Source organism: Sphingobium sp. BHU LFT2 (assembly GCF_018604485.1).
Taxonomy (GTDB): Bacteria; Pseudomonadota; Alphaproteobacteria; order Sphingomonadales; family Sphingomonadaceae; genus Sphingobium; species Sphingobium yanoikuyae_A.
Map to the genome: position 1 here is coordinate 234237 of NZ_JAFCGW010000004.1, position 25815 is coordinate 260051.

General features: G+C 64.6%; 29 protein-coding genes, 2 tRNA genes and 1 other RNA gene. 9 read left to right on the forward strand and 23 right to left on the reverse strand.

Features of this window, described 5'->3' with window-relative positions; all coding sequences use genetic code 11:
• Positions 1-26: 26 nt before the first annotated feature.
• The 16 genes from nuoI to thiE form a co-directional block, all read right to left on the reverse strand.
• A complete protein-coding gene (nuoI, locus tag JQK15_RS10550) occupies positions 27-512 on the reverse strand; it encodes an NADH-quinone oxidoreductase subunit NuoI (RefSeq protein WP_004211738.1) in 486 nt (161 codons plus the stop codon).
• Positions 509-1558, reverse strand: coding sequence for an NADH-quinone oxidoreductase subunit NuoH (gene nuoH / locus JQK15_RS10555; RefSeq protein ID WP_214865401.1), 1050 nt, complete (start codon positions 1556-1558; stop codon positions 509-511). The genes nuoI and nuoH overlap by 4 nt, the downstream gene beginning before the upstream one ends.
• Positions 1555-3561, reverse strand: a complete 2007-nt coding sequence (gene nuoG, locus JQK15_RS10560) for an NADH-quinone oxidoreductase subunit NuoG (RefSeq protein WP_214865403.1) — start codon at positions 3559-3561, stop codon at positions 1555-1557. The genes nuoH and nuoG overlap by 4 nt, the downstream gene beginning before the upstream one ends.
• 2 nt (positions 3562-3563) lie before the next feature.
• Positions 3564-4910, reverse strand: coding sequence for an NADH-quinone oxidoreductase subunit NuoF (nuoF, locus tag JQK15_RS10565; protein WP_017501783.1), 1347 nt, complete (start codon positions 4908-4910; stop codon positions 3564-3566).
• The gene (locus tag JQK15_RS10570; RefSeq protein ID WP_004211734.1) at positions 4907-5590 is read right to left on the reverse strand and encodes a complex I 24 kDa subunit family protein; all 684 of its coding nucleotides are present in this window, start codon (positions 5588-5590) and stop codon (positions 4907-4909) included. The genes nuoF and JQK15_RS10570 overlap by 4 nt, the downstream gene beginning before the upstream one ends.
• Positions 5590-6825, reverse strand: a complete 1236-nt coding sequence (locus tag JQK15_RS10575; RefSeq protein WP_048937334.1) for an NADH-quinone oxidoreductase subunit D — start codon at positions 6823-6825, stop codon at positions 5590-5592. The genes JQK15_RS10570 and JQK15_RS10575 overlap by 1 nt, the downstream gene beginning before the upstream one ends.
• Positions 6825-7613: an NADH-quinone oxidoreductase subunit C gene (locus tag JQK15_RS10580; RefSeq protein WP_214865405.1), complete on the reverse strand. Its 789-nt coding sequence runs from the start codon at positions 7611-7613 to the stop codon at positions 6825-6827. The genes JQK15_RS10575 and JQK15_RS10580 overlap by 1 nt, the downstream gene beginning before the upstream one ends.
• Before the next feature lies 1 nt (position 7614).
• Complete coding sequence (locus JQK15_RS10585; protein ID WP_004211730.1) at positions 7615-8169, reverse strand: NuoB/complex I 20 kDa subunit family protein; 555 nt, start codon at positions 8167-8169, stop codon at positions 7615-7617.
• Positions 8160-8534 (reverse strand): NADH-quinone oxidoreductase subunit A, encoded by a 375-nt coding sequence (locus JQK15_RS10590; RefSeq protein WP_004211729.1) that lies wholly within the window; start codon positions 8532-8534, stop codon positions 8160-8162. The genes JQK15_RS10585 and JQK15_RS10590 overlap by 10 nt, the downstream gene beginning before the upstream one ends.
• Before the next feature lie 296 nt (positions 8535-8830).
• The gene (locus JQK15_RS10595) at positions 8831-9643 is read right to left on the reverse strand and encodes an inositol monophosphatase family protein (RefSeq protein WP_214865407.1); all 813 of its coding nucleotides are present in this window, start codon (positions 9641-9643) and stop codon (positions 8831-8833) included.
• A gap of 36 nt (positions 9644-9679) precedes the next feature.
• Positions 9680-10036: a hypothetical protein gene (locus JQK15_RS10600; protein WP_010337223.1), complete on the reverse strand. Its 357-nt coding sequence runs from the start codon at positions 10034-10036 to the stop codon at positions 9680-9682.
• Entirely contained in the window at positions 10036-10599 is a 564-nt protein-coding gene (gene efp / locus JQK15_RS10605; RefSeq protein ID WP_004211725.1) for an elongation factor P, read from the reverse strand. The genes JQK15_RS10600 and efp overlap by 1 nt, the downstream gene beginning before the upstream one ends.
• A gap of 214 nt (positions 10600-10813) precedes the next feature.
• Entirely contained in the window at positions 10814-11380 is a 567-nt protein-coding gene (locus JQK15_RS10610; protein ID WP_214865409.1) for a M23 family metallopeptidase, read from the reverse strand.
• Positions 11377-12495, reverse strand: coding sequence for a L,D-transpeptidase family protein (locus tag JQK15_RS10615; RefSeq protein ID WP_214865411.1), 1119 nt, complete (start codon positions 12493-12495; stop codon positions 11377-11379). Before JQK15_RS10615 ends, JQK15_RS10610 begins: the two co-directional genes overlap by 4 nt.
• A gap of 48 nt (positions 12496-12543) precedes the next feature.
• Positions 12544-12912, reverse strand: coding sequence for a DUF1622 domain-containing protein (locus JQK15_RS10620; protein ID WP_214865413.1), 369 nt, complete (start codon positions 12910-12912; stop codon positions 12544-12546).
• 74 nt (positions 12913-12986) lie between these two features.
• Entirely contained in the window at positions 12987-13679 is a 693-nt protein-coding gene (gene thiE, locus JQK15_RS10625; protein ID WP_010337227.1) for a thiamine phosphate synthase, read from the reverse strand.
• Positions 13680-13753: 74 nt separating this feature from the next.
• On the opposite strand from thiE, the gene JQK15_RS10630 reads away from it, so the two are divergent.
• Entirely contained in the window at positions 13754-14881 is a 1128-nt protein-coding gene (locus JQK15_RS10630; RefSeq protein WP_214865415.1) for a DmpA family aminopeptidase, read from the forward strand.
• 62 nt (positions 14882-14943) lie between these two features.
• On the opposite strand, the gene JQK15_RS10635 is transcribed toward JQK15_RS10630, so the two are convergent.
• Complete coding sequence (locus JQK15_RS10635) at positions 14944-15414, reverse strand: hypothetical protein (protein WP_251007691.1); 471 nt, start codon at positions 15412-15414, stop codon at positions 14944-14946.
• 73 nt (positions 15415-15487) lie between these two features.
• Positions 15488-16393, reverse strand: a complete 906-nt coding sequence (locus JQK15_RS10640; protein WP_214865607.1) for a fructose bisphosphate aldolase — start codon at positions 16391-16393, stop codon at positions 15488-15490.
• 259 nt (positions 16394-16652) lie between these two features.
• Between JQK15_RS10640 and JQK15_RS10645 the strand changes: the two genes are divergently transcribed.
• Both JQK15_RS10645 and JQK15_RS10650 read left to right on the forward strand, forming a co-directional pair.
• The gene (locus tag JQK15_RS10645) at positions 16653-17150 is read left to right on the forward strand and encodes a TlpA family protein disulfide reductase (protein ID WP_214865417.1); all 498 of its coding nucleotides are present in this window, start codon (positions 16653-16655) and stop codon (positions 17148-17150) included.
• 79 nt (positions 17151-17229) lie between these two features.
• Positions 17230-18441 (forward strand): MFS transporter, encoded by a 1212-nt coding sequence (locus tag JQK15_RS10650; RefSeq protein ID WP_214865419.1) that lies wholly within the window; start codon positions 17230-17232, stop codon positions 18439-18441.
• 20 nt (positions 18442-18461) lie between these two features.
• Here the strand turns inward: JQK15_RS10650 and JQK15_RS10655 are convergent, their stop codons facing one another.
• The 3 genes from JQK15_RS10655 to tkt all read right to left on the reverse strand — a co-directional run bounded on the left by JQK15_RS10655 (position 18462) and on the right by tkt (position 22750).
• Positions 18462-19664: a phosphoglycerate kinase gene (locus JQK15_RS10655; RefSeq protein ID WP_069335839.1), complete on the reverse strand. Its 1203-nt coding sequence runs from the start codon at positions 19662-19664 to the stop codon at positions 18462-18464.
• Between the two features lie 71 nt (positions 19665-19735).
• Positions 19736-20746: a type I glyceraldehyde-3-phosphate dehydrogenase gene (gene gap / locus JQK15_RS10660; RefSeq protein ID WP_004211711.1), complete on the reverse strand. Its 1011-nt coding sequence runs from the start codon at positions 20744-20746 to the stop codon at positions 19736-19738.
• A 36-nt stretch (positions 20747-20782) separates the two neighbouring features.
• Positions 20783-22750: a transketolase gene (tkt, locus tag JQK15_RS10665; RefSeq protein ID WP_214865421.1), complete on the reverse strand. Its 1968-nt coding sequence runs from the start codon at positions 22748-22750 to the stop codon at positions 20783-20785.
• Between the two features lie 18 nt (positions 22751-22768).
• Between tkt and JQK15_RS10670 the strand changes: the two genes are divergently transcribed.
• The 6 genes from JQK15_RS10670 (at position 22769) to aqpZ (ending at position 25458) form a co-directional block, all read left to right on the forward strand.
• The gene (locus JQK15_RS10670; protein ID WP_010337235.1) at positions 22769-23116 is read left to right on the forward strand and encodes a hypothetical protein; all 348 of its coding nucleotides are present in this window, start codon (positions 22769-22771) and stop codon (positions 23114-23116) included.
• The gene (locus JQK15_RS10675) at positions 23109-23444 is read left to right on the forward strand and encodes a cell division protein ZapA (RefSeq protein WP_004211707.1); all 336 of its coding nucleotides are present in this window, start codon (positions 23109-23111) and stop codon (positions 23442-23444) included. Before JQK15_RS10670 ends, JQK15_RS10675 begins: the two co-directional genes overlap by 8 nt.
• Positions 23445-23455: 11 nt before the next feature.
• Positions 23456-23612: non-coding RNA, 6S RNA (gene ssrS, locus JQK15_RS27660), on the forward strand.
• A 28-nt stretch (positions 23613-23640) separates the two neighbouring features.
• Positions 23641-24222 carry a 5-formyltetrahydrofolate cyclo-ligase gene (locus tag JQK15_RS10680; protein WP_004211706.1) on the forward strand — a complete coding sequence of 194 codons (582 nt, stop codon included), beginning with the start codon at positions 23641-23643 and terminating at the stop codon, positions 24220-24222.
• A gap of 5 nt (positions 24223-24227) precedes the next feature.
• Entirely contained in the window at positions 24228-24470 is a 243-nt protein-coding gene (locus JQK15_RS10685; RefSeq protein ID WP_010337236.1) for a DUF2842 domain-containing protein, read from the forward strand.
• 256 nt (positions 24471-24726) lie between these two features.
• Entirely contained in the window at positions 24727-25458 is a 732-nt protein-coding gene (aqpZ, locus tag JQK15_RS10690; protein WP_214865423.1) for an aquaporin Z, read from the forward strand.
• 101 nt (positions 25459-25559) lie between these two features.
• Here the strand turns inward: aqpZ and JQK15_RS10695 are convergent.
• A tRNA-Asp gene (locus JQK15_RS10695) sits at positions 25560-25636 on the reverse strand.
• Between the two features lie 80 nt (positions 25637-25716).
• Positions 25717-25793, reverse strand: a tRNA-Asp gene (locus JQK15_RS10700).
• Positions 25794-25815 lie beyond the last annotated feature (22 nt).

Below are 25815 nucleotides of genomic sequence, written 5' to 3' on the forward strand. Positions count from 1 at the left end.
TTCATATTCCCTTTGACGCCGGCGGCTTAACGATAGGGGGCATCGGCAGCAAGATTGGCAGCGATGGCACGCTCCCACTTGTCACCGTTTTCCAGGAGCTTGGCCTTGTCGTAGATCAGCTCCTCGCGGGTTTCGGTCGCGAACTCGAAGTTCGGGCCCTCGACAATCGCATCGACCGGGCAGGCTTCCTGGCAGAAGCCGCAATAGATGCACTTGGTCATGTCGATGTCGTAGCGCGTGGTGCGGCGGCTGCCATCGTCGCGCGGCTGCGCCTCGATGGTGATCGCCTGCGCCGGACAGATGGCCTCGCACAGCTTGCACGCGATGCAGCGCTCTTCCCCGTTGGGATAGCGGCGCAGCGCATGTTCACCACGGAAGCGCGGCGAAATCGGGTTCTTCTCGTACGGGTAGTTGATCGTCGCCTTGGGCTTGAAGAAATACTTCAAGGTCAGCCAGTGCGCCTTCACGAACTCCCAGAGGGTGAAGCTTTTGACGTAGTAACCGAGGCTCATTGTGCGCCTCCATAGCGCGTCAGCATGAGGAAGCCCGAAACCAGGAAGACGAAGAAGAGCGAGGTCGGCAGGAAGATCTTCCAGCCCAGCCGCATCAGCTGGTCATAACGGTAGCGGGGCACCGTCGCCTTCACCCAGGAGAAGACGAAGAAGAAGAAGGCGATCTTGAGCAGGAACCAGATGATGCCCGGCACCATGTACAGCGGCGCCCAGTCGAACGGCGGCAGATAGCCACCCCAGAACAGGATCGCATTGAGGCCGCACATCAGGATGACGTTGGCATATTCGCCGAGCCAGAAGAGCGCGAAGGCCATCGACGAATATTCGGTCTGGTAACCCGCGACCAGTTCGGATTCCGCTTCGGTCAGGTCGAACGGCGCGCGCGCCGTTTCCGCCATGGCCGAAATCAGGAACATGATCGCCATCGGGAACAGCAGCGGGTTGAAGCCGTTGCCGTTGAGGAAGCCATAATAGCCCTTCTGGCTTTCCACGATCGCCGACATGTTGAAGCTGCCGGCCCACAGCACGACGGTGATCAGGATGAAGCCGATCGAGACTTCATAGGAGATCATCTGCGCGCTGGCGCGGATCGCGGAGTAGAAGGGATATTTGGAGTTGGACGCCCAGCCCGCCAGCACCACGCCGTAGACGCCGAGCGACGAGATGGCGAGGATGTAGAGCAGGCCGACATTGACGTTCGACACCATCACGCCGACGCCGAAGGGGATGACGGCCCAGGCCATCAGCGCCACGGTGAAGGTGATGATCGGCGCGATCAGGAACAGGGCCTTGTTCGACGCCGAGGGAACGATGGTTTCCTGCAGGAAGACCTTGAGGCCGTCCGCGAAGGACTGAAGCAGGCCCAGCGGGCCGACGACGTTGGGACCACGGCGCAGCGCCATGGCCGCCCAGATCTTGCGGTCGGCATAGATGATCATGGCGACGGCCAGCATCAGCGGCAGTGCGATGACCAGAATACCGACAATGGTCGAAAGCAGCCAGGCGCCCTCGAAAGGCAGGCCAAGGCCTTGGAAGAAAGCGGTCACTCTGCGGCCTCCGCGAAGCTTTCACCATGGATCAGCTCGGCCGAGCATTGCTGCATCGTCGGGCTGGCGCGGCAGATCGCGTTGGTGAGGTAGAAATCCTTGATCGGCGAACCCAGCTCGCCGGTCGCACCGGTGGGCAGCGACGGAACCGACCAGCCATAGTCGGCGATACCCTCGACGCCGAGCGCCGGAACCGCCTTGACCATTTCGGCGCGCAGCGCGTCGAAGCTGTCGAACGGCAGCTTGGCGCCCAGCGCTTCCGACAGGGCGCGCAGGATCGACCAGTCCTCGCGGGCATCGCCCGGCGCGAACACGGCCTTTTCACCGAACTGCACCCGGCCTTCCAGGTTGACGTAGGTGCCGGCCTTTTCGGCATAGCTTGCGCCCGGCAGGATCACGTCCGCCGCATGGGCGCCCTTGTCGCCATGATGGCCGACATAGACCTTGAAGCTGGTTTCGAAGGCCGAATAGTCGACTTCGTCGGCACCCAGCGAGAAGAGCAGCTTCGGCGCGGCCGCAGCCACGGCCTTGATGCCGCCCTTGGTCGCATAGCCCAGCATCAGGCCGCCCATGCGGGCCGCCGCGAAGTGCAGGACATTGTAACCGTTCCAGCCATCCTTGATCAGGCCCAGCGTCTCGACCAGCGCCAGCGTGTCGCCATGCGCACCGTCCTTGGCCAGCACGCCGCCGCCGACGATCATCGCCGGACGGGCAGCGCCCTTGAAGGCTTCGAGCACGGCGTCCGGCAGCTTGGCCAGCAGCGACGCGTCATTGCCCAGCCATTCGACCTTGTAGGTCAGGTCGAATTCAGGACCGACGGCAAAGACCTTCGCGCCCTTCTTGATCGCCTTGCGGATGCGGGTGTTCACCAGCGGCGCTTCCCAGCGCAGGTTGGTGCCGACCAGCAGAATGACGTCCGCGGTTTCGAGATCGGCGAGCGGGGTGTTGAACACCACCGACGACAGGCTCGACACGTCGTAGGACAGGCCGGTCTGGCGGCCTTCCAGCAGCGAACCGCCGAGCTTTTCGACCAGCGCCTTGCCCGCGAACATGGTTTCGCAGTCGAGCAGGTCGCCGGCGATCGCCGCGACGCTGCCGCCATGCTGGACGGCGGCGACGGCAGCAAAGGCTTCCGCCCAGGTCGCCGGAACCAGCTTGCCATCCTTGCGGACGAACGGCTTGTCGAGGCGCTTGCGGACCAGACCGTCGACATTGTGACGGGTCTTGTCCGACGCCCACTCCTCGTTCACGTCGTCATTGATGCGCGGCACGGCGCGCAGCACCTGGCGACCACGGCTGTCGAGGCGGATGTTGGTGCCGACCGCGTCCATCACGTCGATCGCATGGGTCTTCTTGAGTTCCCACGGACGCGCTTCGAAAGCGTAGGGCTTGGCGGTCAGCGCGCCGACCGGGCACAGGTCGACCACATTGCCCGACAACTCGCTCTTGGCGGCATGTTCGAGATAGGTGGTGATCTGCATATTCTCGCCGCGATAGATGGCGCCGATTTCCGGCACGCCCGCGACTTCCTCTGCAAAGCGCACACAACGGGTACACTGGATGCAGCGGGTCATGACCGTCTTGACGATCGGACCCATATTCTTCTCGGTGACGGCGCGCTTGTTTTCGTCATAGCGCGACGAACCACGGCCATAGGCGACCGACTGGTCCTGCAGGTCGCACTCGCCACCCTGGTCGCAGATCGGGCAATCCAGCGGGTGGTTGATGAGCAGGAACTCCATCACCCCTTCGCGGGCCTTCTTGACCATTTCGCTGTCGGTGCGGATTTCCTGGCCTTCGGTGGCCGGGAGCGCGCACGAAGCCTGCGGCTTGGGCGGTCCGGGTTTCACCTCGACCAGGCACATGCGGCAATTGCCGGCGATGGAAAGGCGCTCATGATAGCAGAAACGGGGGATTTCCTTCCCCGCCTGCTCGCAAGCCTGGAGGACTGTGGCGCCCGCCGGGACTTCGAGTTCTACGCCGTCTACTTTGACCTTCGGCATGGTTACTCCGCTGCCTCCATGACGGGGGCACTACCCTTGTTCTCGTTGATCCGGCGCTCGATTTCCGGACGGAAGTGCCGGATCAGCCCCTGGATCGGCCATGCCGCTGCGTCGCCAAGCGCGCAGATGGTGTGGCCTTCAACCTGCTTGGTCACCTGGAACAGCATGTCGATTTCGCTCTGGTCGGCGTCGCCGGTGCGCAGACGCTCCATGACGCGCCACATCCAGCCGGTGCCTTCGCGGCACGGCGTGCACTGGCCGCAGCTCTCATGCTTGTAGAAGTAGGAGAGACGCGAAATGGCGCGGACGATGTCGGTCGACTTGTCCATGACGATGACGGCGGCGGTGCCCAGGCCCGAGCCCAGCGCGCGCAGACCGTCAAAGTCCATCGGTGCGTCCATGATTTCCTTCGCAGGAACCAGCGGCACCGACGACCCGCCCGGAATGACCGCGAGCAGATTGTCCCAGCCGCCACGGATGCCGCCGCAATGGCGATCGATCAGTTCGCGGAACGGGATCGACATCGATTCCTCGACGACGCAGGGCTTGTTCACATGACCGCTGATCTGGAACAGCTTGGTGCCGCGGTTATTCTCACGGCCAAAGCCGTTGAACCAGGCGGCGCCACGACGCAGGATCGTCGGCGCAACCGCGATCGATTCCACGTTGTTCACCGTGGTCGGGCAGCCATAGAGGCCCGCGCCGGCCGGGAAAGGCGGCTTCAGGCGGGGCTGGCCCTTCTTGCCCTCGATGCTTTCGATCTGGGCGGTTTCCTCGCCGCAGATATAGGCGCCGGCGCCACGATGGACGAACACGTCGAAATCATAGCCCGACCCGCAGGCATTCTTGCCGATGAAACCCTTTTCATAGGCCTGCTCGACGGCGGCGAAGAGCACCTTCGCCTCATAGATGAACTCACCGCGGATATAGATGTAGGCGGCACGCGCCCGCATCGCGAAACCGGCGATCAGCGCGCCTTCGATCAGCTTGTGCGGATCGTGGCGAATGATTTCGCGGTCCTTGCACGAACCCGGTTCGGATTCGTCGGCGTTGATGACCAGGAAGCTCGGACGACCGTCCTTGCTTTCCTTGGGCATGAAGCTCCACTTCATGCCGGTCGGGAAGCCGGCGCCACCACGGCCGCGCAGGTTCGACGCCTTGATGGTGTCGATGATCGCGTCCTGGCCGATTTCCATCAGCTTCTTGGTATTGTCCCAATCGCCACGCTTCATCGCGGCGTCGACGCCCCAATCCTGGAAGCCGTGGACGTTGGTGAAGATGCGGTCCTTGTCGGACAGCGGCCCGACGAAGGGGGCCGGAGTCGGAGCTGCTGCGGGTGCATCGGTCATGCCGTCGCTCCTTCGTTCCATTGACCGCGATAGTCGTGATTTTCACCGACCATCTCCTTGAGGGTGGTCGGGCCACCTTCCGGCGCGCTGGTCTGGCGATCGATCTGCGGGCCGATCTTGGGCTGGCCGCCGGCGGCCAGCGTTTCCAGGATGGCGATGGTGCTGTCGTAGGTCAGATCTTCGAAATTATCGTCGTTGATCTGGACCATCGGCGCGTTGGCGCAGGCACCAAGGCATTCGACCTCATTGAGGGTGAACAGGCCGTCGGGGGTCGTGCCGCCCTTGACCAGGCCCTTGTTCTTGCACGCGGCAAAGACATCGTCCGACCCGCGCAGCATGCACGGCGTCGTGCCGCAGACCTGCACATGGTAGCGGCCGACCGGCGCCAGATTGTACATGGTGTAGAAGGTCGCGACCTCATAGACGCGCATGTACGGCATATCGAGCTGACGCCCGATATATTCCATGACCGGAACCGGCAGCCAGCCATTGGTCTGCGTTTCCGCACCGACCTGGCGCTGGGCCAGGTCGAGCAGCGGCATCACCGCCGACTGCTGGCGACCGGCGGGATAGCGCGCGATGACCTTCTTTGCCTGCTCGGCATTTTCGGGCGTCCACTCGAACGCGCCCCAGCGCGCGCGGGTTTCGGCCTCATCGGGGATATGAACTGCGTCAGCCATTATCGGTCACATTCTCCGAACACGATGTCCATCGCGCCCAGTACAGCGGTTGTATCGGCCAGCATGTGGCCCTTCATCATGAAGTCCATCGCCTGCAGATGGCTGAAGGCGGTCGGGCGAATCTTGCAGCGATAGGGCTTGTTGGAGCCGTCGCTGACCAGATAGACACCGAATTCGCCCTTGGGGCTTTCGGTCGCCACATAGACTTCGCCCGCGGGGACGTGGAAGCCCTCGGTATAGAGCTTGAAGTGGTGGATCAGCGCTTCCATCGACTTCTTCATCTCGCCGCGCTTGGGCGGGGAGACCTTGCGGTCGAAGCTGGCGATCGGCCCTTCCGGCATCTCGTTGAGGCACTGCTTCATGATGCGCGCCGACTGGCGCACTTCCTCGACGCGGACCATGAAACGGTCATAGCAGTCGAACGCAGTGCCGACCGGAACGTCGAAGTCCATGCGGTCATAGACGTCGTAGGGCTGCGCCTTGCGGATGTCCCAGGCGATGCCCGAGCCACGCAGCATGGGACCGGAGAAGCCCCACTTCAGCGCGTCTTCCTTGCTGACGATCGAGATGTCGACATTGCGCTGCTTGAAGATACGATTGTCGACCACCAGGCTCATCGCGTCCTCGAACAGGCGCGGCAGACGGGTGTCGAGCCAGTCGGCGATGTCGGTCAGCAGCTTGAGTGGCACGTCCTGATGCACGCCGCCCGGCCGGAAATAGGCCGAGTGCATGCGGGCGCCCGACGCGCGCTCGAAGAAGTTGAGGCAGTCCTCGCGGATTTCGAACAGCCACAGGTTCGGCGTCATCGCGCCAACGTCCATGACGTGCGAACCCAGGTTGAGCATGTGATTGCAGATGCGCGTCAGTTCCGCGAAGAACACGCGCAGATATTGCGCGCGCAGCGGCACTTCCAGATTGAGCAGCTTTTCGACCGCCAGAACATAGCTATGCTCCATGCCGAGCGGCGAACAATAGTCCAGCCGGTCGAAATAGGGCAGCGCCTGCATATAGGTCTTGTGCTCGATCAGCTTTTCGGTGCCGCGATGCAGCAGGCCGACATGCGGGTCGCAGCGCTCGACGATTTCGCCGTCCAGTTCCATGACCAGACGCAGAACGCCGTGCGCCGCAGGGTGCTGCGGACCGAAGTTGATCGTGTAGTTCTGGATTTCCGTGTCACCATAGGCCGGGTCGGCCGCATCGGTGACATGATCCATCTTTTCGAGATAGTCGGACATCAGGCCTTACCTTCGGGCTTGGCAGCCCCCTTGCCTTCATCGGTTTCGGCGGCGGGCTTGGCCGGCGCGTCGGCCGACTTTTGCTCGGCCTTCTTGTTGGCGGCATCGCCAGCACCGGTGTCGGCCTTGCTTTCCGTCGCCTTGGGCGTGGGTGCGGCTGCGGGCGCAGGAGCAGGTGCCGCCGCCTTCTCGTCACCCGGCAGCACGTACTGCGCGCCTTCCCAGGGCGACATGAAGTCGAAGCTGCGGAAGTCCTGGGCCAGCTTCACCGGCTCATAGACGACGCGCTTGTCTTCTTCGGAATAGCGCAGCTCGACATAGCCGGTCAGCGGGAAGTCCTTGCGCTGCGGATGGCCCTTGAAGCCATAGTCGGTCAGGATGCGACGCAGGTCGGTATTGCCGTCGAAGATGACGCCATACATGTCGAACACTTCGCGCTCCAGCCAGCCGGCGACCGGCCAGAGGTGCGTGACGGTCGGCACCGGCGTATCCTCGTCGGTCGAAACCTTGACGCGGACGCGGTGGTTCCGCGTGACGCTGAGCAGGTGATAGGCGACCTCGAAGCGGTCCGGACGTTCCGGATAGTCGACGCCGGCGATTTCCATCAGCTGCTGGTAATGCGCCATGTCGCGCAGCGCGACCATGGCATTGGCCAGGTCGTCGCGCGCGACAACGAAGGTCAGCTCGTCGGCATGATCGATGGTTTCGATCAGCATCGAACCCAGCAGGGCGCCGATTTCCTCGGCAATCCCTTCGGGGTTCACGATCTTGGGTGCAGAATGGCCCATATTAACGCTCAATCGTCCCGATCCGGCGGATCTTCCGCTGCAGCTGCATGATGCCGTAGAGCAGAGCTTCGGCAGTGGGCGGGCAGCCCGGCACATAGATGTCGACCGGCACAATGCGGTCACAGCCACGGACGACCGAATAGCTATAGTGGTAGTAACCACCGCCATTGGCGCAGCTGCCCATCGAAATCACATATTTCGGGTTGGACATCTGGTCATAGACCTTGCGGAGCGCCGGGGCCATCTTGTTGCACAGCGTGCCCGCGACGATCATCACGTCGGACTGGCGCGGAGACGCGCGCGGCGCGGCGCCGAAGCGCTCCATGTCGTAGCGCGGCATGTTGACGTGGATCATCTCCACGGCGCAGCAGGCCAGACCAAAGGTCATCCACCACAGCGAACCCGTACGGGCCCACTGGAACAGTTCCTCGGTCGAGGTGACAAGGAAGCCCTTGTCGCTGACTTCACTGCTGAGCGCGTTGAAGAAGTCCTGGTCGGGCTGCGTCCCCATCGGCGGCATGGTGCCGGGAATGGGGCTGGTCAGTTCTACTCCCAATCGAGTGCTCCCTTCTTCCACGCATAGACGAGGCCGAGCACCAGCTCCGCTATGAAGATCATCATCGTCGCCCAGCCGGCCCAGCCGATCTGGTCAAGGCTCACCGCCCAGGGAAAGAGGAATGCCGCTTCCAGGTCGAAAATGATGAACAGGATGGCGACAAGGTAGAAACGCACGTCGAACTGGCTGCGCGGCTCTTCAAATGCGGGGAAGCCGCATTCATATTCGGACAGCTTGGCAGGATCGGGCTTGTGCGCACCGGTCAGGCGGCCAACCAGCATCGGCAAGAAGACGAAGGTGCTGGAGAGCAGCAGAGCGATCCCGAGAAAGATCAGGATCGGCAGATATTGGCTGAGATCGACCAATGGAATCCCCTGGGCGAAAATTGTTCTGGGGGGGCCTTTAGGCCTGCTGCATATGCGAAGCAAGGGGCGAACCCATGAGAATGATTCGCAACAATTGCAAAGGCTTGATCGCGTTACCAAAAGCGCAAGAGACGATTGCCGCAGACACAAAAAAACAGGCGCCGGACCACCTTTGGAAGCCCGAAGACTCGCCGCGGTGGGCCGACACCCTTTGCTCTTAAATCAGAAGCTTAGCAGAGCCTGATTCACGCCATCGGCGGAAGCGCGGCGCGCCTCCCCCTCAGACGGTCAGGCTCTTAGCGCAGCGCGCCAGCGACCAGCTTGTGCAGCTTGCTGTGGGTCGCGTCATTGCCGGCGATCACTTCCTTGCGGTCGATCATCTGGTCGCCGCCACGGAAGTCGCTGACGAAGCCGCCGGCTTCGCGCACCATCAGGATGCCGGCTGCCACGTCCCAGGGCTGGAGGCCGCTTTCCCAGAAGCCGTCATAGCGGCCCGAGGCGACATGGGCGAGGTCGAGCGAGGCGGCACCGAAGCGACGCAGGCCAGCGACCGAAGGCGCCACCGCACCGAAGATGCGACTCCATTCAGCCATGTTGCCATGGCCCATGAACGGGATACCGGTGGCGATCAGGCAGTCGGCGAGGTCACGACGGGCCGAGACGCGCAGACGCTGGTCATGACGCCAGGCGCCGCGATTCTTTTCCGCCCAATAGCTTTCGTCGGTGACCGGCTGGTAGATGAGGCCCGAGGTCACTTCGCGCTTGCCGCCGAACAAAGGCTCCTCGACCGCGATCGAGATGGCGAAGTGCGGGATGCCGTGCAGGAAGTTGGTGGTGCCGTCGAGCGGATCGATGATCCAGCGCGGCTTGTTGGGATCGCCCTCGATCACCCCGCCCTCTTCCAGCAGGAAGCCCCAGTCGGGACGCGCCTTCTGCAATTCCTCGACCAGCGTCTGCTCAGCCTGCTTGTCGGCCTTGGACACGAAGTCCGCCGGCCCCTTGCGCGACACCTGCAGATGCTCGACCTCGCCGAAGTCGCGGCGCAGCTTGGAGCCGGCCTTGCGGGCGGCGCGTTCCATGACGGTGAGAAGGCCGGAATGGGATACCATGTAAAATCTCCGCCGCCCCGGTGGGCGGCCTTTGCTTTATTTCTTGGGGGCGGGCTTGGCGGCAGCCGGACGATAGCCACAGGTGCCGGCGATCACCGCCAGCATCTGCGAGGGATCCTTGCGGTTCACCTTGCCCGGATTGCCCGCGATCACCTTGTCGGTCGCCGCACTGATCTGCGACAGCGAATTGCTGTAGAGGCATTCGAACAGCGCGGTCTTGACCGGCTGCTCGACCTCCTTCGATTCCAGCGCGCTGCTGATGACCTGCAGCACATAGGCCGCACTGTCGATCTGCGCCTTGGACGGCTTGTTGACCGTCTGCGCAGGGAGCGCAGCCGGCACAGCGCCGATCGCGAGGATGGCGGCAACTGCCGTGCTGCGCCCGAACCGCATCAGTCGGCCCGCTTCACATATTCGCGCTCATAGACATCGACCACGATGCGCGTGCCGGTGACGATGTGCGGCGGAACCATGACGCGGACGCCATTGTCGAGGATCGCCGGCTTGTAGCTGGCCGATGCGGTCTGGCCCTTCACCACGGCGTCGGCTTCGACGATGGTCGCTTCGACCGTCTCGGGCAGCTGGACGCTGATCGGACGTTCTTCATACATTTCCAGCATGACCATCATGCCGTCCTGCAGGAAGGCGGCGGCATCGCCGACCAGGTCCATCGGCAGGTTGATCTGGTCATAGGTTTCGGTGTCCATGAACACCAGCATGTCACCCTCGGGGTAGAGATACTGGAAATCCTTGGTGTCGAGGCGGATGCGCTCGACGCTCTCCGCCGAGCGGAAGCGGACATTGTTCTTGCGGCCATCGATCAGGTTCTTCAGCTCCACCTGCATATAGGCGCCGCCCTTGCCGGGCTGGGTGTGCTGAATCTTGACGGCGCGCCACAGGCCACCCTCATATTCGATATTGTTGCCGGGACGAATGTCCACGCCGCTGATCTTCATGGGAAGAGCCTGCCTATATGTCTGAATGTGGAAAAGAGCCGGCCTCTGCGAGGCTGGCCGCGCCTTTACCGCGAGACGGCGCCAAGGGCAAGAGGGCGGCGTTTCCGCTTAACTTCGCACATTTCCCGCACATTTTGAAATTCGCTTTCCTACTTCGGCAATTTTCGATCGCGGCTGGCCCCGATGATAGCCGGTCGCGGGCCGATAGGACAGGTCATTGGCCGACCAGCAGCGGATAGGGATTGACCGGCTGGCCACCATACCAGGGATCAGCCGGCGCCATGCGGTTGACGGCGAAATGGAGGTGCGGCGCGGCGGGATCGGCATTGCCAGTGCTGCCCACGGTCGCGATGCGCTGCCCGCGCCTGACCGCCTGCCCTTCGTGCAGGCCCGGCGCATAACTGTCGAGATGGGCATAATAATAGAGGGTGTGCCCGTCGGGCGCGCGTTCATAAAGGGTGCGGCCACCCGCCTCGCTCCAAAAGATCTTCTCGATCCGGCCGTCGGCAGCGGCCAGCACCGCCCTGCCCCGCGCCGCCATGATGTCGATCGCGTCATGCGGACGGGCGCCGCCTGCCCGCGCCTGGGTGAAGGTGTCGGTGAGCGCGGAGACCGGCACACCCTCCACCGGGATCAGCAGCGCACCGTCGCTGACGGTTGGCGGCGCGGATGCAGCGGATCGCACCGGCGCATCGGCCGGGACGATCCGCACGCAATAGCGGGCGAAGGCGATGCAGAGCAGCAGCGCGACCGCGACACCGCCCCACAGCCGGACGTTCATGCTTGGAACTTCGCCTTGACGCCGCTCTTCACCATCTGCGCCAGCCGCGCCGCATCCCAGTTGGTAAGGCGGATGCAGCCATGGCTTTCGGTGCGGCCGATGAGTTGCGGTTCGGGCGTGCCATGGATGCCATAATGATCCTTGGACAGATCGATCCACACGACGCCGACCGGGCCGTTGGGACCGGGTTTCAGCACCGCCTTCTGATCCTTGGACGCGGCATCCCAGAACAGGTCGGGATTATAATGGAAGTCGGGATTGCGGCTGACGCCCTTGATCGTCCATTCGCCCAGCGGCAGCGGATCATGCTGTGACCCGGTGGTGACCGGGAATTGCGCGATCAACCTATTGTCCGCGCCATAGACTTTGAGCAGCCCTTCCGACTTGTCGACCACCAGATGGTCGGCCTGTGGCTGGTCCCTGGCGACGCCGAGGCCGGCGAGCGTTTCGCCCCAGCCACGCTCGTCGCCCTCGATCGGTGCGACCGGCTGATTGGCGATCGCCGGCACACGGATGGTCGCGCCGGCCGCGACCTTCGTATCGGGCGGGTTCATGCCGGTCAGCACTTCAGGCGTGGTGTGGAAGCGCTCGGCCAGCTTTTCGAGCAGGTTGCGATAGGTGAGCGCGGGCAGGCTCGCCTGATTGTTCAGCCCCTTGGGAATGTCGAAAAAGGGCCCGCGGGCAAAACCATCAGGAATGCGCACCAGCCAGGTGGTCGGCTTCGCCTCCCCCTCCAGCAGCGCGGCCGCGGTCTTCTGGTCATAATCGCCGGTGACCGGCAGCTTGTTCGCCTCCTGGAAGCCGCGCAAGGCCGCCTTGAAGCTCATGCCGTCCTTGCCGTCGATCACGCCGGGCGAGAAGCCCCAGCGATCGAGCGCCACCTGCGCCTGCAATATCTGGTTGGGCTGCCAGGGTTTGCCGCCGGGTTCCTCCACGACCTGGAAAGCATAGGCAGCCGAGGGGTCGGGCGCGGCCTGTGTCTGGTTGATCGGTGTCTGGTTGGTTGGAGCGGCTGGCTGGCTTTCATTGGCGTCGGTGGTCGACACATTGCAGGCCGCGCACAGCAGCGGCAGGCCGAGAAGACGATATTTCAAGGCGATACTCTCCCACATCATGGAAGAGACAACGCAGCAGGCGGCGGAAAGCTGCCTGTGCCGCTGCGATCAGATGGCTTCGACCTCCGCCTTGGCCTTCTCACGCTCGCGTATCCCCTCCAGATCGCGATCGAGGAAATAGTTGAGGAAGGTGCGGATGGCCGCGATCGCCCCGAGCTTGCCGATTTCCGCCCAGGTCGGGGCGATGCTGGTTTCCACGATATCGGCCGCAAGCTGGAAACTCAGCCCGGCGACCGCCCAGCGGCCAAAGCTCATCCAGACCGGCATGAGCTTCGATTCGTCCGCCTTGAACAATAACAGCCCCGTCAGGCCGATCGCGCCCTGAACCGAGCCGATGGCGATCGCCAGGATCGCCAGCAGATTGACCAGCAGCGCGACATATTCCGCCAATTGATGGACGAATTCTTCCAACGCCATGCCCAGCACCCCTTGCCCGATTGCGGGGATGCTGGCCCGGTGGCGGCCCTTTGCCTATCGGGATAAACCCGCGATTAGGCCCCGCCCAGCACCGACGCGAAGGCGGCGACGCCGGCCTTGGGCCCTTCGGGGTGATTCCACACCGTTCCGCTGACCGCCAGGAAATCGGCGCCGGCTGCGATCAGGGGGGCGGCATTGTCCGGCGTGATGCCGCCGATCGCGACGCAGGGCAGTTCGAACAGGGTGGTCCACCAGCCCAGGATCGACGGTTCGGCGCGGTGCGTCGTTTCCTTGGTCGTGGTCGGGTAGAAAGCGCCGAAGGCGACATAGTCGGCCCCTGCCTCACCCGCTTCCATCGCCAGATGGCGGCTGTCATGGCAGGTCACGCCGATCTGCACCTTGGGACCAAGCTGCTTGCGCGCCTCGCGCGGGTCGCCATCTTCCTGCCCCAGATGGACGCCATCGGCGTTCAGCCGCTTGGCAAGGCCGATGCTGTCATTGATGATGAAGGCCACCTCGCGCTCGGCACAGAGCGCCTGGATCGGCCCGGCCAGCGCGGCGATGGCATGATCGTCGATCCCCTTCAGGCGTAGCTGGAAGGCGGCGACCTTGCCGCCGTCGAACGCCTGGGCGAGCTGATCGACGAAAGTCTCGTCAATCGCCGGCGGCGAAATCAGGTAAAGTTGGCAGGCCGGGCGAAAGCCCTTTTCGAACTGCTCGGCAAAATGGGGGTCGAGCGCCAGTTCTTCGTCAGTGAAATCGGTCATGCGCGCCTTATAGCTGCTCGCGCGGCCGCGCCAAGTGCGGCTATGACCGCGATCACAATACCGAAGGATATTCCATGCGCCACGCTTTCGCCGCCCTGCTGCTCCTGTCCGCCGCGCCCGTGCTGGCGCAGGAGGCGCCGCGGCCGCGCGCGCGGGAGGCAGGCGTGACCGTCGGCATCCTCCAGCCTGGCCCGCTCAACGCGATCACCGATGTCGCGGGGGTGAAGGTCGGCCAGGTGACACTGCCCCGCAGCAAGGACGTCAATACCGGCGTGACCGCGATCCTGCCGCACGCCGGCAACCTGTTCCAGGACAAGGTGCCGGCCGGCTTCGTCGCCTATAATGCGTTCGGCAAGTTCATGGGATCGACCCAGGTCGCGGAGTTGGGCGAGATCGAGACGCCGATCCTTCTGACCAATACGCTGAACGTGGCGGAGGCCAGCGCGGCCTCGGTCGAATGGACGCTGGCGCAGACCGGCAATGAGGAGGTGCGGTCGGTCAATGCCGTGGTCGGCGAGACCAATGATGGCATGCTCAACGACATTCGCGGCCGGCATGTCACCATCGCCGACGCGCGGCGCGCGATCGAGAGCGCCAGGACCGGCCCGGTCGAGGAAGGCGGCGTGGGCGCGGGCACTGGCACGGTGGCCTTCGGCTTCAAGGCGGGGATCGGCACATCGTCGCGCAAGCTGCCCGCGTCGCTGGGCGGATGGACCGTGGGCGTGCTGGTGCAGGCCAATTATGGCGGGGTGCTGACGATTGCGGCCGTGCCGGTGGGGGTGAAGCTTGGCCGCTATGACTATCGCCAGCAGGTCGAGGAAAAGAAGGCGGACGGCTCCGTCGTGATCGTGATCGCGACCGATGCGCCGCTGTCCGACCGCAATCTGCGCCGCGTCGCCGAACGCGCCTTTGGCGGCATCGCGCGGACCGGGTCCAGCTTCTCCAACGGGTCGGGCGACTATGCCATCGCCTTTTCCACCAGCCACGCGGTGCGGCGGACGGCAGCGAAGCGCAATGCGGTGGCGGCGGTCGACGACCTGCCCAATGACCGCATGTCGCCGCTGTTCCAGGCGACCATCGAGGCGACCGAGGAAGCGGTGTTGAACGCGCTGTTCAAGGCGCAGACCGTGGTCGGCAATCGCGGCACGGTCGAGGCGCTGCCGCTCGACAAGGTGCTGCCTATGCTGAAGGCCAGGCCTTAAACCCGGATCATGCCCCCCACCTCCGTTCGTTTCGAGCTTGGTCGAGAAACGCGAGCGGCGCGCTAGCCGCTTCTCGACACGCTCGAAGCGAACGGGCCGGGGTGCAGGTGTCGCAGGTCGAAGGCAGCCTTAAAGGCGACTGGACCATCGAGCCGGTGGGCAAGGTAGCGGATCGTGCGCCGACCTGCCTTGGCCGGCGGGTCGAGCGCGATGACGATGTTGGGGTGGGCGACCAGCGCGCCGTTGAACAGGCCCGCCGCCTTGAGATCGGCCAGGGTCCAGTCGTCGCATGGCCCCGCGACTTGCGGCCAGGGGATGGAGAGGCTGCGCAGCGTACCCACGGGCCAGACCAGCGCGTCCGGGCCGATCCGCACCGGATGGTGGCGGAAGGATTGGATGAAGAGGATGAACCAGCCGATCATGGCGAGGCTCAGCAGCGAAAGGACAAGCGCCGCGCGCGGGCTCCACAGCGCGACCAGCAGATGGACCACGGACGTCTCGACGACCATCAGGCCCAGTAGAACCCAGAGCATCGGCGCGACCGCGCGATGATAGGAAAAGGCGGCGCCGGCGGGATTCCCCCCTGCCCGGCGCCGCCCATATGCGTCAGGCCGCGACCGGGGTCTTGGTGGCCGAAGCGGCGTAGATTTCGTCGATCGCCTCGCCCAGCGACGCGTTGAATTCGTCGTCGCTCATCTGGTGGCGCAGGTCATTGAGCAGCGCGCGGCTGAAGCTGGCGATGATGCCGCGATTCTTGGCGAGTTCGGCGCAGGCTTCGGTGCGGCTGAAGCCGCCCGACAGGGCCACGACGCGCAGCACCTTGGGATGATCGACCAGCGGATCGAACAGGCCGGCCTTGGCGGGCAGTGAGAGCTTGAGCATCACCTGCTCGCCTTCGGGCAGGGCGTCGAGCTGCTTGAGGATTTCCTCGAGCAGGATCTGGTCGGCCTCGGCGCGTTCGGGCGACTTGATGTTCACTTCGGGTTCGATGATCGGCATCAGGCCGCCGGCCAGCACTTGGCGGCCGACTTCGAACTGCTGCGCGACCACGGCGGCAATGCCCTCGCGATTGGCGAGGTTGACGACCGAGCGTTCCTTGGTGCCGAACACGCCCAGGCCCTTGGCGCGGGCGAGGAGAGCGTCGAGCTCAGGCATCGGCTTCATCAGCTGCACGCCGTTCGCCTCATCCTCCAGCCCCTTGTCGATCTTGATGAAAGGCACGACGCCGCGTTCGATCAGCGCGGTCGGGGTCGGCTTGCCGTCGACGCTACCGTCCATGGTACGCTCGAACAGGATCGCGCCCAGCACCTTGTCGCCGGTGAAGGCGGGCGAGGTGATGACGCGGCTGCGCATCGCGTGGATCAGGCCGAACATCTCCTCGTCATTGCTCCAGGCGCTTTCTTCGACGCCATAGCCCTTGAGCGCCTTGGGCGTGGAACCGCCGCTCTGGTCGAGCGCGGCGATAAAGCCCTGACCGTCGGAAACCTTCTTGACCATGTCCTGATCCAGCATCTGCACATACCTTCTCTTGGGGCGCGCCGCCCCCTCGGCAGCGCGGAAAGATGGAAGCCATCGGGCGAACCCGAGGGCATGACTGTAGCGCGCTGTCAGGCGCGCCGGTATCCGGGCTGTTAGCTAGTCCCATGTCGCACCGCAAGATGCTTGCCCCCGCGCGGCGACGGGGCGGCCGCCAATATCGTTGGCGCGTGCGAAAGTGCCTGATAGGCTGTGGCCAAAGGTCTGAATCGGGGGAAGAATGGGGATCGGGAAGATGCGGCCCGTCATGGCGGCCGCGCTGATGCTGGGGCTGTTCGATATCGGGGCGGCGCAGGCGGCGACCAAGCCGGTCGTCGGCGAGATGGCGCCGGACTTCGAGCTGACGCTGATCGACGGCAGCAAGGTGTCGCTGGCGGAACTGAAGGGCCAGGTGGTACTGCTCAATTTCTGGGCGACCTGGTGCGTGCCGTGCCGCAAGGAATTGCCGACGCTCGACAGCTATTATGGGCTCCAGAAGAAACATGGGCTGAAGGTGTTCGCGATAACGACCGAAGGATCGGTGCCGGTCGCGCAGTTGAAGCAATTGTTCGCGGCGATGCACATCCCGTCGGCCAAAAGGATCAAGGGCCCCTATGGCCCGCTGACCGGGGTGCCGACCAATTTCGTCATCGATCGGGCGGGCCGACTGCGCTACGCCAAGTCCGGCGCGTTCGAGCTGGATGACCTCAATGCGCTGCTGGTGCCCTTGCTCAACGAACAACCACCCGCCTGAGGGCAATTTCCGTTGCATTGCACAATGAAATTTCCGTCATCCGGTTGAAAGCCGGCCATGGCGGGACCATTAGGGCGGCATGACCAATTCTGCCGCCCTGCCCCTACCGCGCGATGATGCGCCCCTGTCCCGCTTCGCCATATTGCTGATGGCGGTCGCGTGCGGGACGATGGTGGCCAACCTCTATTATGCCCAGACGCTGATCGATGTGATCGGGCCGGAAATCGGTATGTCGGCCGGGGTTGCGGGCCTCATCACCACGCTGACGCAGCTCGGCTATGGCCTGGGCATCATCCTGGTGGTGCCGCTGGCCGACCTGTTCGAGAACCGGCGGATCGTGCTGATATCGGCGGTGGCGACGGTATTGGGCTGCATCGCCATCGCCCTGTCCAATGGTCCCGCGACCTTCCTGATCGCATCGGTCATGACCGGCGTCGGCGCGACCGGCGTGCAGGTGCTGATCCCGCTCGCCTCCCACCTCGCCCCGCCCGAGCGGCAGGGCCGCGTGGTCGGCACGGTGATGAGCGGCCTGTTGTTCGGCATCATGCTGTCGCGGCCGATCGCCAGCTTCCTTGCCGGATCGATGGGCTGGCGCGCGACCTTCCTGCTGTCGGCCGGGGTGATCGCGCTGGTCGCGATCGCGCTGCTGATCGCCTGTCCGCAGCGCCGGCCCAAGGGCGGCATGCATTATGGCGAAGTGCTGGCCTCCACCTTCTCGCAGCTCGGCAAATATCGCGTCGTGCGGATGCGCGCCTTCTACCAGGCCTCGATGTTCGCGGCGTTCAACCTGTTCTGGACCGCCGCGCCGCTGAGCCTGATCCATGACTTTGGCCTCAGCCATAATGGCATCGGCGCCTTTGCGCTGGCAGGTGCGGGCGGCGCGCTGGTGGCGCCGGTGGCAGGCTGGCTGGCCGATCGACGCCTGACCGGCCCGGCCTCGCTCGGAGCGCTGATCGCGCTGTCGATCGGTTTCCTGCTGGCGGACTGGACGGTGGCGGCCGGTAGCCTGATCGGCTTCACCATCATGGCGGTGCTGATCGATGCGGCGGTGCAGGTCAGCCAGATCACCGGTCAGAAGCTGATCTTCTCGCTCGATCCCCATGCGCGCGGCCGGATCAATGCGGCCTATATGACGGTGATGTTCGTGGTCGGGGCGCTGGGATCGGTGATCGGGTCGACCACCTATGAAGCGGGCGGCTGGAGCCTGAGCGCGATCGCCGGTGCGGCTATCGGCGGCGTGGCCGCGCTGGTCTTCATCCTGTTCGACCGGGGCGCCAGCGCCACGCGCTGACGCCCCCGCCGTCAAAAGGCTTAGGCGTAGAGCGCCTTCACGCCCGGCAGTTCCTTGCCTTCCATCCATTCGAGGAAGGCGCCGCCAGCGGTCGAGATGAAGGTGAAGTCGGCGGCCGCGCCGGCATGGTTGAGCGCGGCGACGGTGTCGCCACCGCCCGCGACCGACACCAGTTGGCCTTCCTTGGTGAGCGCCGCCGCCGTCTTGGCGAGAGCCACCGTCGCGGCGTCGAAGGGCGCGATCTCGAACGCGCCGAGCGGGCCGTTCCACACCAGGGTGCGGCAGTTCTTGAGCGCATCGCCCAGCGCCTCGACCGCAGCCGGACCGACGTCGAGGATCATCTCGTCCTCGGCGACTTCATGGACGTTGCAGGTCCGGACCGACGGCGGGTTGGCGGCAAATTCCTTCGCCACGACCACGTCATAGGGCAGATGGATGATACAGCCGGCTTCTTCCGCCTTGTCGAAGATCGCCTCGGCCGTCTCGGCCAGATCCTTTTCGCACAGCGACTTGCCGACATCGACGCCGCGGGCGTGGAGGAAGGTGTTGGCCATGCCGCCGCCGATGATCAGATGATCGACCTTGGTGACGAGATTGTTGAGCACGTCTAGCTTGGTCGACACCTTGGCGCCGCCGACGACGGCCGCGACCGGCTTGACCGGGGCACCGAGCGCGGCTTCGAGCGCGTCCAGCTCCTTTTCCATCGAGCGGCCGGCAAAGGCCGGCAGCTTGTGGGCCAGCCCCTCGGTCGAGGCATGGGCGCGGTGTGCGGCGGAAAAGGCGTCGTTGACATAGAGATCGCCGATCGCGGCGATCGCGTCGACCAGCGCGGGATCATTCTTTTCCTCGCCGGCATGGAAGCGGGTATTTTCGAGGATGGCAATGTCGCCGTTGCGCATCACCTTGATGCCGTCGGTCGCGGCTTCACCCTGGCAATCGGGAATGAACTGCACCTCGCGGCCCAGCACCTGGGTCAGCGGACGGGTGATCTTGCTCAGCGAAAATTCCGGGTTCTTCTGGCCCTTGGGCCGGCCGAAATGGGCCAGGATCAGCACCTTGGCGCCGCGATCGGCCAGTTCCAGGATAGTCGGCATCGCCGCGCGCAGACGGGTGTCGTCGCTGACCGAACCGTCCTGCATCGGCACGTTCAGATCCTCGCGCACCAGCACCACCTTGCCGGTGATGTCGCCCATGTCGTCAAGTGTCTTGAACGGCTTTGCCATGATCGCTCCTAGAATTTGGAATTATGTCAGAAGAAAAACCCCGCCGGTTGGTCCGGCGGGGCTGAGAAGGCTTAGAGGAACTTCGCCATGACACCCGAGGTGTCGATCATGCGGTTCGAGAAGCCCCATTCATTGTCGTACCAGCTGAGCACGCGGACCAGATTGCCCTCGATCACGGCCGTTTCCAGGCTGTCGACGGTCGAGCTGCGCGGATCGCCATTATAATCGATCGAAACCAGCGGCTCGTCCGAATAGCCCAGGATGCCCTTGAGCGGGCCGGATTCCGACGCCGCCTTGAGCAGGCCGTTGACTTCCTCGACCGTGGTGGCGCGGCTGGGGATGAACTTCAGGTCGACGACCGAGACGTTCGGGGTCGGCACGCGGACCGACGAACCGTCCAGCTTGCCCTTGAGCGCGGGCAGAACCTCACCCACGGCGCGGGCGGCACCGGTGGTGGTCGGGATCATCGACAGGGCAGCGGCGCGGGCGCGACGCATGTCCTTGTGGATCTGGTCCAGCGTGTTCTGGTCGTTGGTGTAGCTGTGGATCGTGGTCATGAAGCCGCGTTCGATGCCGATCGAATCGTTCAGCACCTTGGCAAGCGGCGCCAGGCAGTTGGTGGTGCAGCTGGCGTTCGAGATGATGATGTCGTCGGCGGTCAGCTCGTCATGGTTGACACCGAAGACGACAGTCTTGTCGACGTTGGTGCCCGGTGCCGAGATGACGACGCGCTTGGCGCCGGCGGTCAGGTGGGCGCCGGCCTTGTCCTTGCTGGTGAAGATGCCGGTGCATTCCAGGGCGATTTCGACGCCCAGTTCGGCGTGCGGCAGGTTGGCGGGATCGCGCTCTGCCGTCACCTTGATCTTCTTGCCGTCGACCACCAGGAAATCGCCGTCGACGCTGACTTCGCCAGCCCAGTTGCCATGGACCGAGTCGCGCTTGAACAGCAGGGCATTGGCCTTGGCATCGCCCAGGTCGTTGATGCTCACCAGTTCCAGATCATGGTCGGTGCGCGAGAGGATGGCGCGCGCCACCAGACGACCGATGCGGCCGAAACCGTTGATTGCTACCTTCGTTGCCACTGCACTTGTCTCCCGGTTTGCGTGTAGGTCTTGGGCTCAGGCGCCGAGCGCGGCCTTGATCTGCGGAGCGATCTTGGCGGCGGTCAGGCCGAAATGGTCGTAGAGCACTTCGGCCGGAGCCGACGCACCGAAGCTGTCGATGCCGAAGCGCAGGCCGTCAAGGCCGGTATAGCGTTCCCAGCCGAAGGTGGTGCCGGCCTCGATCGAGGCGCGCAGCACGCCGGCGGGCAGGATGTCGGCCTTGTAGGCGGCGTCCTGCACGTCGAAATGCGCCCAGCTGGGCATCGAGACGACGTCGGCGCCGATGCCCTGTTCTTCCAGCGCCTTGGCGGTGGCGACGGCGATCTCGACTTCCGAACCGGTGGCGAGCAGCACGACCTTGCGATCGGCGGTCGCGGCGACCAGGCGATAGGCGCCCTTGGCCGACAGATTCTCGCTCTTTTCCAGGCGCAGCTGCGGCAGGTTCTGGCGGGTCAGCGCCAGCACCGACGGGCCGGTCGCATCCTTGAGCGCCAGTTCCCAGCATTCCGCCGTCTCGACGATGTCGGCCGGGCGATAGACGTCGAGATTCGGGATCATGCGCATCGACATGACATGCTCGATCGGCTGGTGGGTCGGGCCGTCTTCGCCCAGACCGATCGAGTCATGGGTGAGGACGTGGATCACGCGCTGTTCCTGCAGCGCGGCGAGGCGGATGCCGGCGCGCATATAGTCGGAGAAGACCAGGAAAGTGCCACCATAGGGGATCACGCCGCCATGCAGCGCCATGCCGTTCATCGCGCAGGCCATGCCGAATTCGCGGATGCCATAATAGACATAGCGGCCCGAATAATCGTCACGGGTCAGCGGCCCGGTCGACTTGGTCTTGGTGTTGTTCGAGCCGGTAAGGTCGGCCGAGCCGCCAACGGTTTCGGGCAGCAGATCGTTGATCGCGCCCAGCGCCAGTTCGCTGGCCTTGCGGGTGGCGACCTTCTGCGGGTTGGCGATCAGGCTGTCGATATAGGCGTCGAGCGAGAAGCCAGCCGGCAGTTCGCCCGCCATGCGGCGCGAAAATTCAGCGCCTTCCGCGGCATTTGCCAGGCGACCTTCCCAGGCCTTGCGAACATCACCACCCTTGGCACCGATCGCCTTCCAGGCGGCGTCGATGTCGGCGGGGACGACGAAGGGTTCGGCGGTCCAGCCCAGGAACTCGCGGGCGGCGGCGACTTCGGCCTCGCCCAGCGCCGAGCCGTGGACGCCCGAGGTGCCGGCCTTGTTCGGCGCGCCATAACCGATCTTGGTGGCACAGGCGATCAGCGAGGGACGCGGATCGGCCAGTGCTTCGTCGATAGCGCGGCGGACATCGGCGACATCATGGCCATCGCACGACACGACATGCCAGCCGGTGGCGGCATAGCGGGCGCGGACATCTTCGTTGCTCGACAGGTCGACGGCGCCGTCGATGGTGATCTTGTTATCGTCCCACAGCACGATCAAGCGCGAGAGGTTGAGGTGACCGGCGAGGCCGATCGCCTCATGGTTGATGCCTTCCATCAGGCAGCCGTCGCCGGCGATCACCCAGGTGCGGTGATCGACCAGATCGTCGCCGAACTCGGCATTCAGGTGACGCTCGGCAATCGCCATGCCGACGGCGGTGGCGAGGCCCGAACCCAGCGGGCCGGTGGTCGCTTCGACCCCTGCCAGCTCGAAATTCTCCGGGTGGCCGGCGCAGGGGCTGCTGAGCTGACGGAAGTTGCGAATGTCGTCCATCGTCGGACGGGCATAGCCGGTCAGGTTCAGCAGCGCGTAGATCAGCATCGAGCCATGGCCGGCCGACAGCACGAAACGGTCGCGATCGGCCCATTTCGGCGCGGCCGGATCGAACTTCACATAATCCTTGAACAGCACGGTGGCGACATCGGCCATGCCCATCGGCATGCCGGGATGGCCGCTATTGGCAGCCTGCACGGCGTCCATGGAAAGCGCCCGGATGGCGTTGGCGAGCTGCGTGTCGGAAACGGTCATAGCGGGAAGATGTCTTTCATGACTGGCATGGAACGGCCCGCGCGAACGGGCGAGTCGATTTGGGTTCCCTTTGTCGCGTCAATCCCCATGCGTCAACCGCAGGCGGGGCGTGGTGCGCGGCAAGCCGTCCAAACAGCGCTTTTGCAAGGCGAAAACATTGGCTATGCAGAAAATATGGCAAGCGACCGCATGATGCAGGCGATCGGCACGCTGGAGCGCGCGATCAGTCGGCTTGAACAGAATGTGGCCAGCCTTTCGCAGGCTGTCCCCCATGGCAATTCCGGTATCGACCAGATGGCCGCCCAGGCGGCATTGCAATCGCTGGACGACCTGATCGGGGAATTGCGGGGGCGCACCGATGGCTGAAATCATGTTGCAGATCGCCGGCCGCCCCTATCAGCTGCGCTGCCGCGATGGCGAGGAAGCGCATATGGCGCATCTGGCCCAGATCATCGAGGACAAGGCCTATCAGGCGCAGCGCAGCACGCCGGGCCTGACCGAGGTGCGCACGCTGCTGTTCGCGGCGCTGTTCATGGCGGACGAACTCAACGAACTGAAGCGCGCCGCGGCGGGCCGACAGGAGCAACTGGCGCTGGATGGCGATGACGAGCCGGCCGCCCGCGCGGTCGAGGCATTGGCCGCGCGCGTAGAAAAGCTGAGCGAGGCTCTTGCCGCCCGCGCCGCCGACGCCTAGATTGGCGGCGACGGGCACTGCCTGGTGCGAGCTTTAGCGAACATCCCTGAGGCGATAATCACATCCACGGGGGCTGTCCCTGGGCGGGCTCTGGCCCGATCTACATGGTCCCCACCTGACGTTGAGGCGTCAGAGGATATTCCAGCAAACGGCCAAGGCGGTCCCGTCACCCTGCCCCTACCAGCAAAGGCACCCCATGCCCGACGACAGTGATGCCGCCGACAAGTCGACCCTGCGCGCGATCGCCCGGCAGCGGCGGCGCAACTTCGTCGCCTCGCTCGACGCGCTGACCCACAGGCTGGCGTTCAAGGCCGTCCCCTCCCCGCTCGCCCAGCGCATCGCCGACGCGCAGGTGATCGCGCTCTACATGGCGCTGGATGACGAGGCGCCGGCGCAGCGGCTTGCCCCGCAACTGGGCGTGATGGGCAAGCAGGTGGCGTTGCCGCGCGTGCTCGATCGCCTCGGCAGCATGGATTTCCTGCTGTGGCGGCCGGAGGACCAGTTGTTCCCCGGCCTGTTCGGGACCAGCCACCCCGAGCCATCCGGCGGTGCGGTGGTGCCGGATGTCATCATCGCGCCGCTGCTGGGTTTCGACCAGCGGATGAACCGCCTCGGCCAGGGCGGCGGCTATTATGACCGCGCCTTTGCCCGCCATCCCGATGCCTTGCGCGTCGGCCTTGCCTGGTCGGCGCAGGAACTGGATGACGTGCCGGCCGACCCGTGGGATCTGCCGCTCGACATGATCCTGACCGAAACCGCCGTGATCGAGGCAGCCTGAACCCGATGAGCATCGACCCGCGCCATTATCATCAGCCCAGCTGGCGCAAGCCCGCTGGCATGTTCGCGATCCTGGGGCTGATCCTGGGCTGGGCCGTGCTGGTTGGCAGCCTGTCGCCGCTGATCGGCCAGTTGCCGATGTGGGGCCAGGTGCCGGTCTATATTTTCCTGGGCCTGATCTGGATCTGGATCCTGCCGCTGCGGCGGCTGCTCGCCTGGATGGAAACGGGGCGCTGGCGTCAGGGTTAATCCCGATGCCCAGCCCATGCTGTTTCGCCTTATCCCTGACTGTTAGGCGACCGTAACGGACGCATCGCGGCTTAACGCGATGCCCGCGGCTCGCCGGAAACGGGGGCAACGGCATGTCCATGCGCCAGTCACCAGCATCGGCCGCCCATGCCGCGGACCGCCCCCTTCGATCATCCTGCATTCTCCGGGCGGCGCCACCCCGCACCGGTCCCAAGCCATGTCCGGTGGCAGGCGCACAGTGCAACAGGAGGCGTTGATGGTTCCATTGAGCAAGAGACTGTTTGCCGAATGCTTCGGCACATTCTGGCTGGTGTTCGGCGGGTGCGGCAGCGCCGTGCTGGCGGCGGCCTTTCCCGAGGTCGGCATTGGCCTGTTGGGCGTGGCCTTGGCCTTCGGCCTCACGGTGCTGACCATGGCCTTTTCGATCGGCCATATTTCGGGCTGCCACCTCAATCCGGCGGTGACGATCGGCCTGTGGGCTGGCGGGCGCTTCCCGGCCCGCGACATCGCCCCCTATATCGTCGTGCAACTGGTGGGCGCGGTGATCGCAGCCGCCCTGCTGCTGTTCATCGCCAGCGGCCAGCCGGGCTATGAGCTGGCGCCCAACGGCCTGGCGGTCAATGGCTATGGCCTGCATTCTCCGGGCGGCTACACGCTGGAATCGGGGCTGGCGATCGAGATGGTGCTGACCTTCGGCTTCCTGAGCGTGATCCTGGGCGCGACCGACAGCCGCGCGCCGGCGGGCTTTGCCCCGATCGCGATCGGCCTGGCGCTGACGCTGATCCACCTGATCAGCATCCCGGTCACCAACACATCGGTCAATCCGGCGCGCAGCACCGGTCCTGCCCTGCTGGTCGGCGGATTGGCGCTGCATCAGCTCTGGCTGTTCTGGGTGGCGCCGATCATCGGTGCGCTGGCTGCCGGCGGCGTCTATCGCTGGCTCGCCAACGAACCGCTGCCGCCGCATGTGACGGGCGAGCATCTCTGAGACGAATCGTCACGGGTCGATGCCGCTGGTGTCGGCCCGCTGGCCTGTATCGATATAAGGGAAAAGGATCGCCTGGCGATCGGATCACTTCGGGAATGAAGTGGCGCGAGTGACGGGGCTCGAACCCGCGACCTCCGGCGTGACAGGCCGGCGCTCTAACCAACTGAGCTACACCCGCGCAGGGCGGCATCCTATCGTGACCCATGGTCACCAGATGATGCAAATCTGTTTACCTTCCGACTTTCCTGTCAGGGAAAGTGGCGCGAGTGACGGGGCTCGAACCCGCGACCTCCGGCGTGACAGGCCGGCGCTCTAACCAACTGAGCTACACCCGCGTTCGGTGTGGGCGGCCGTCTA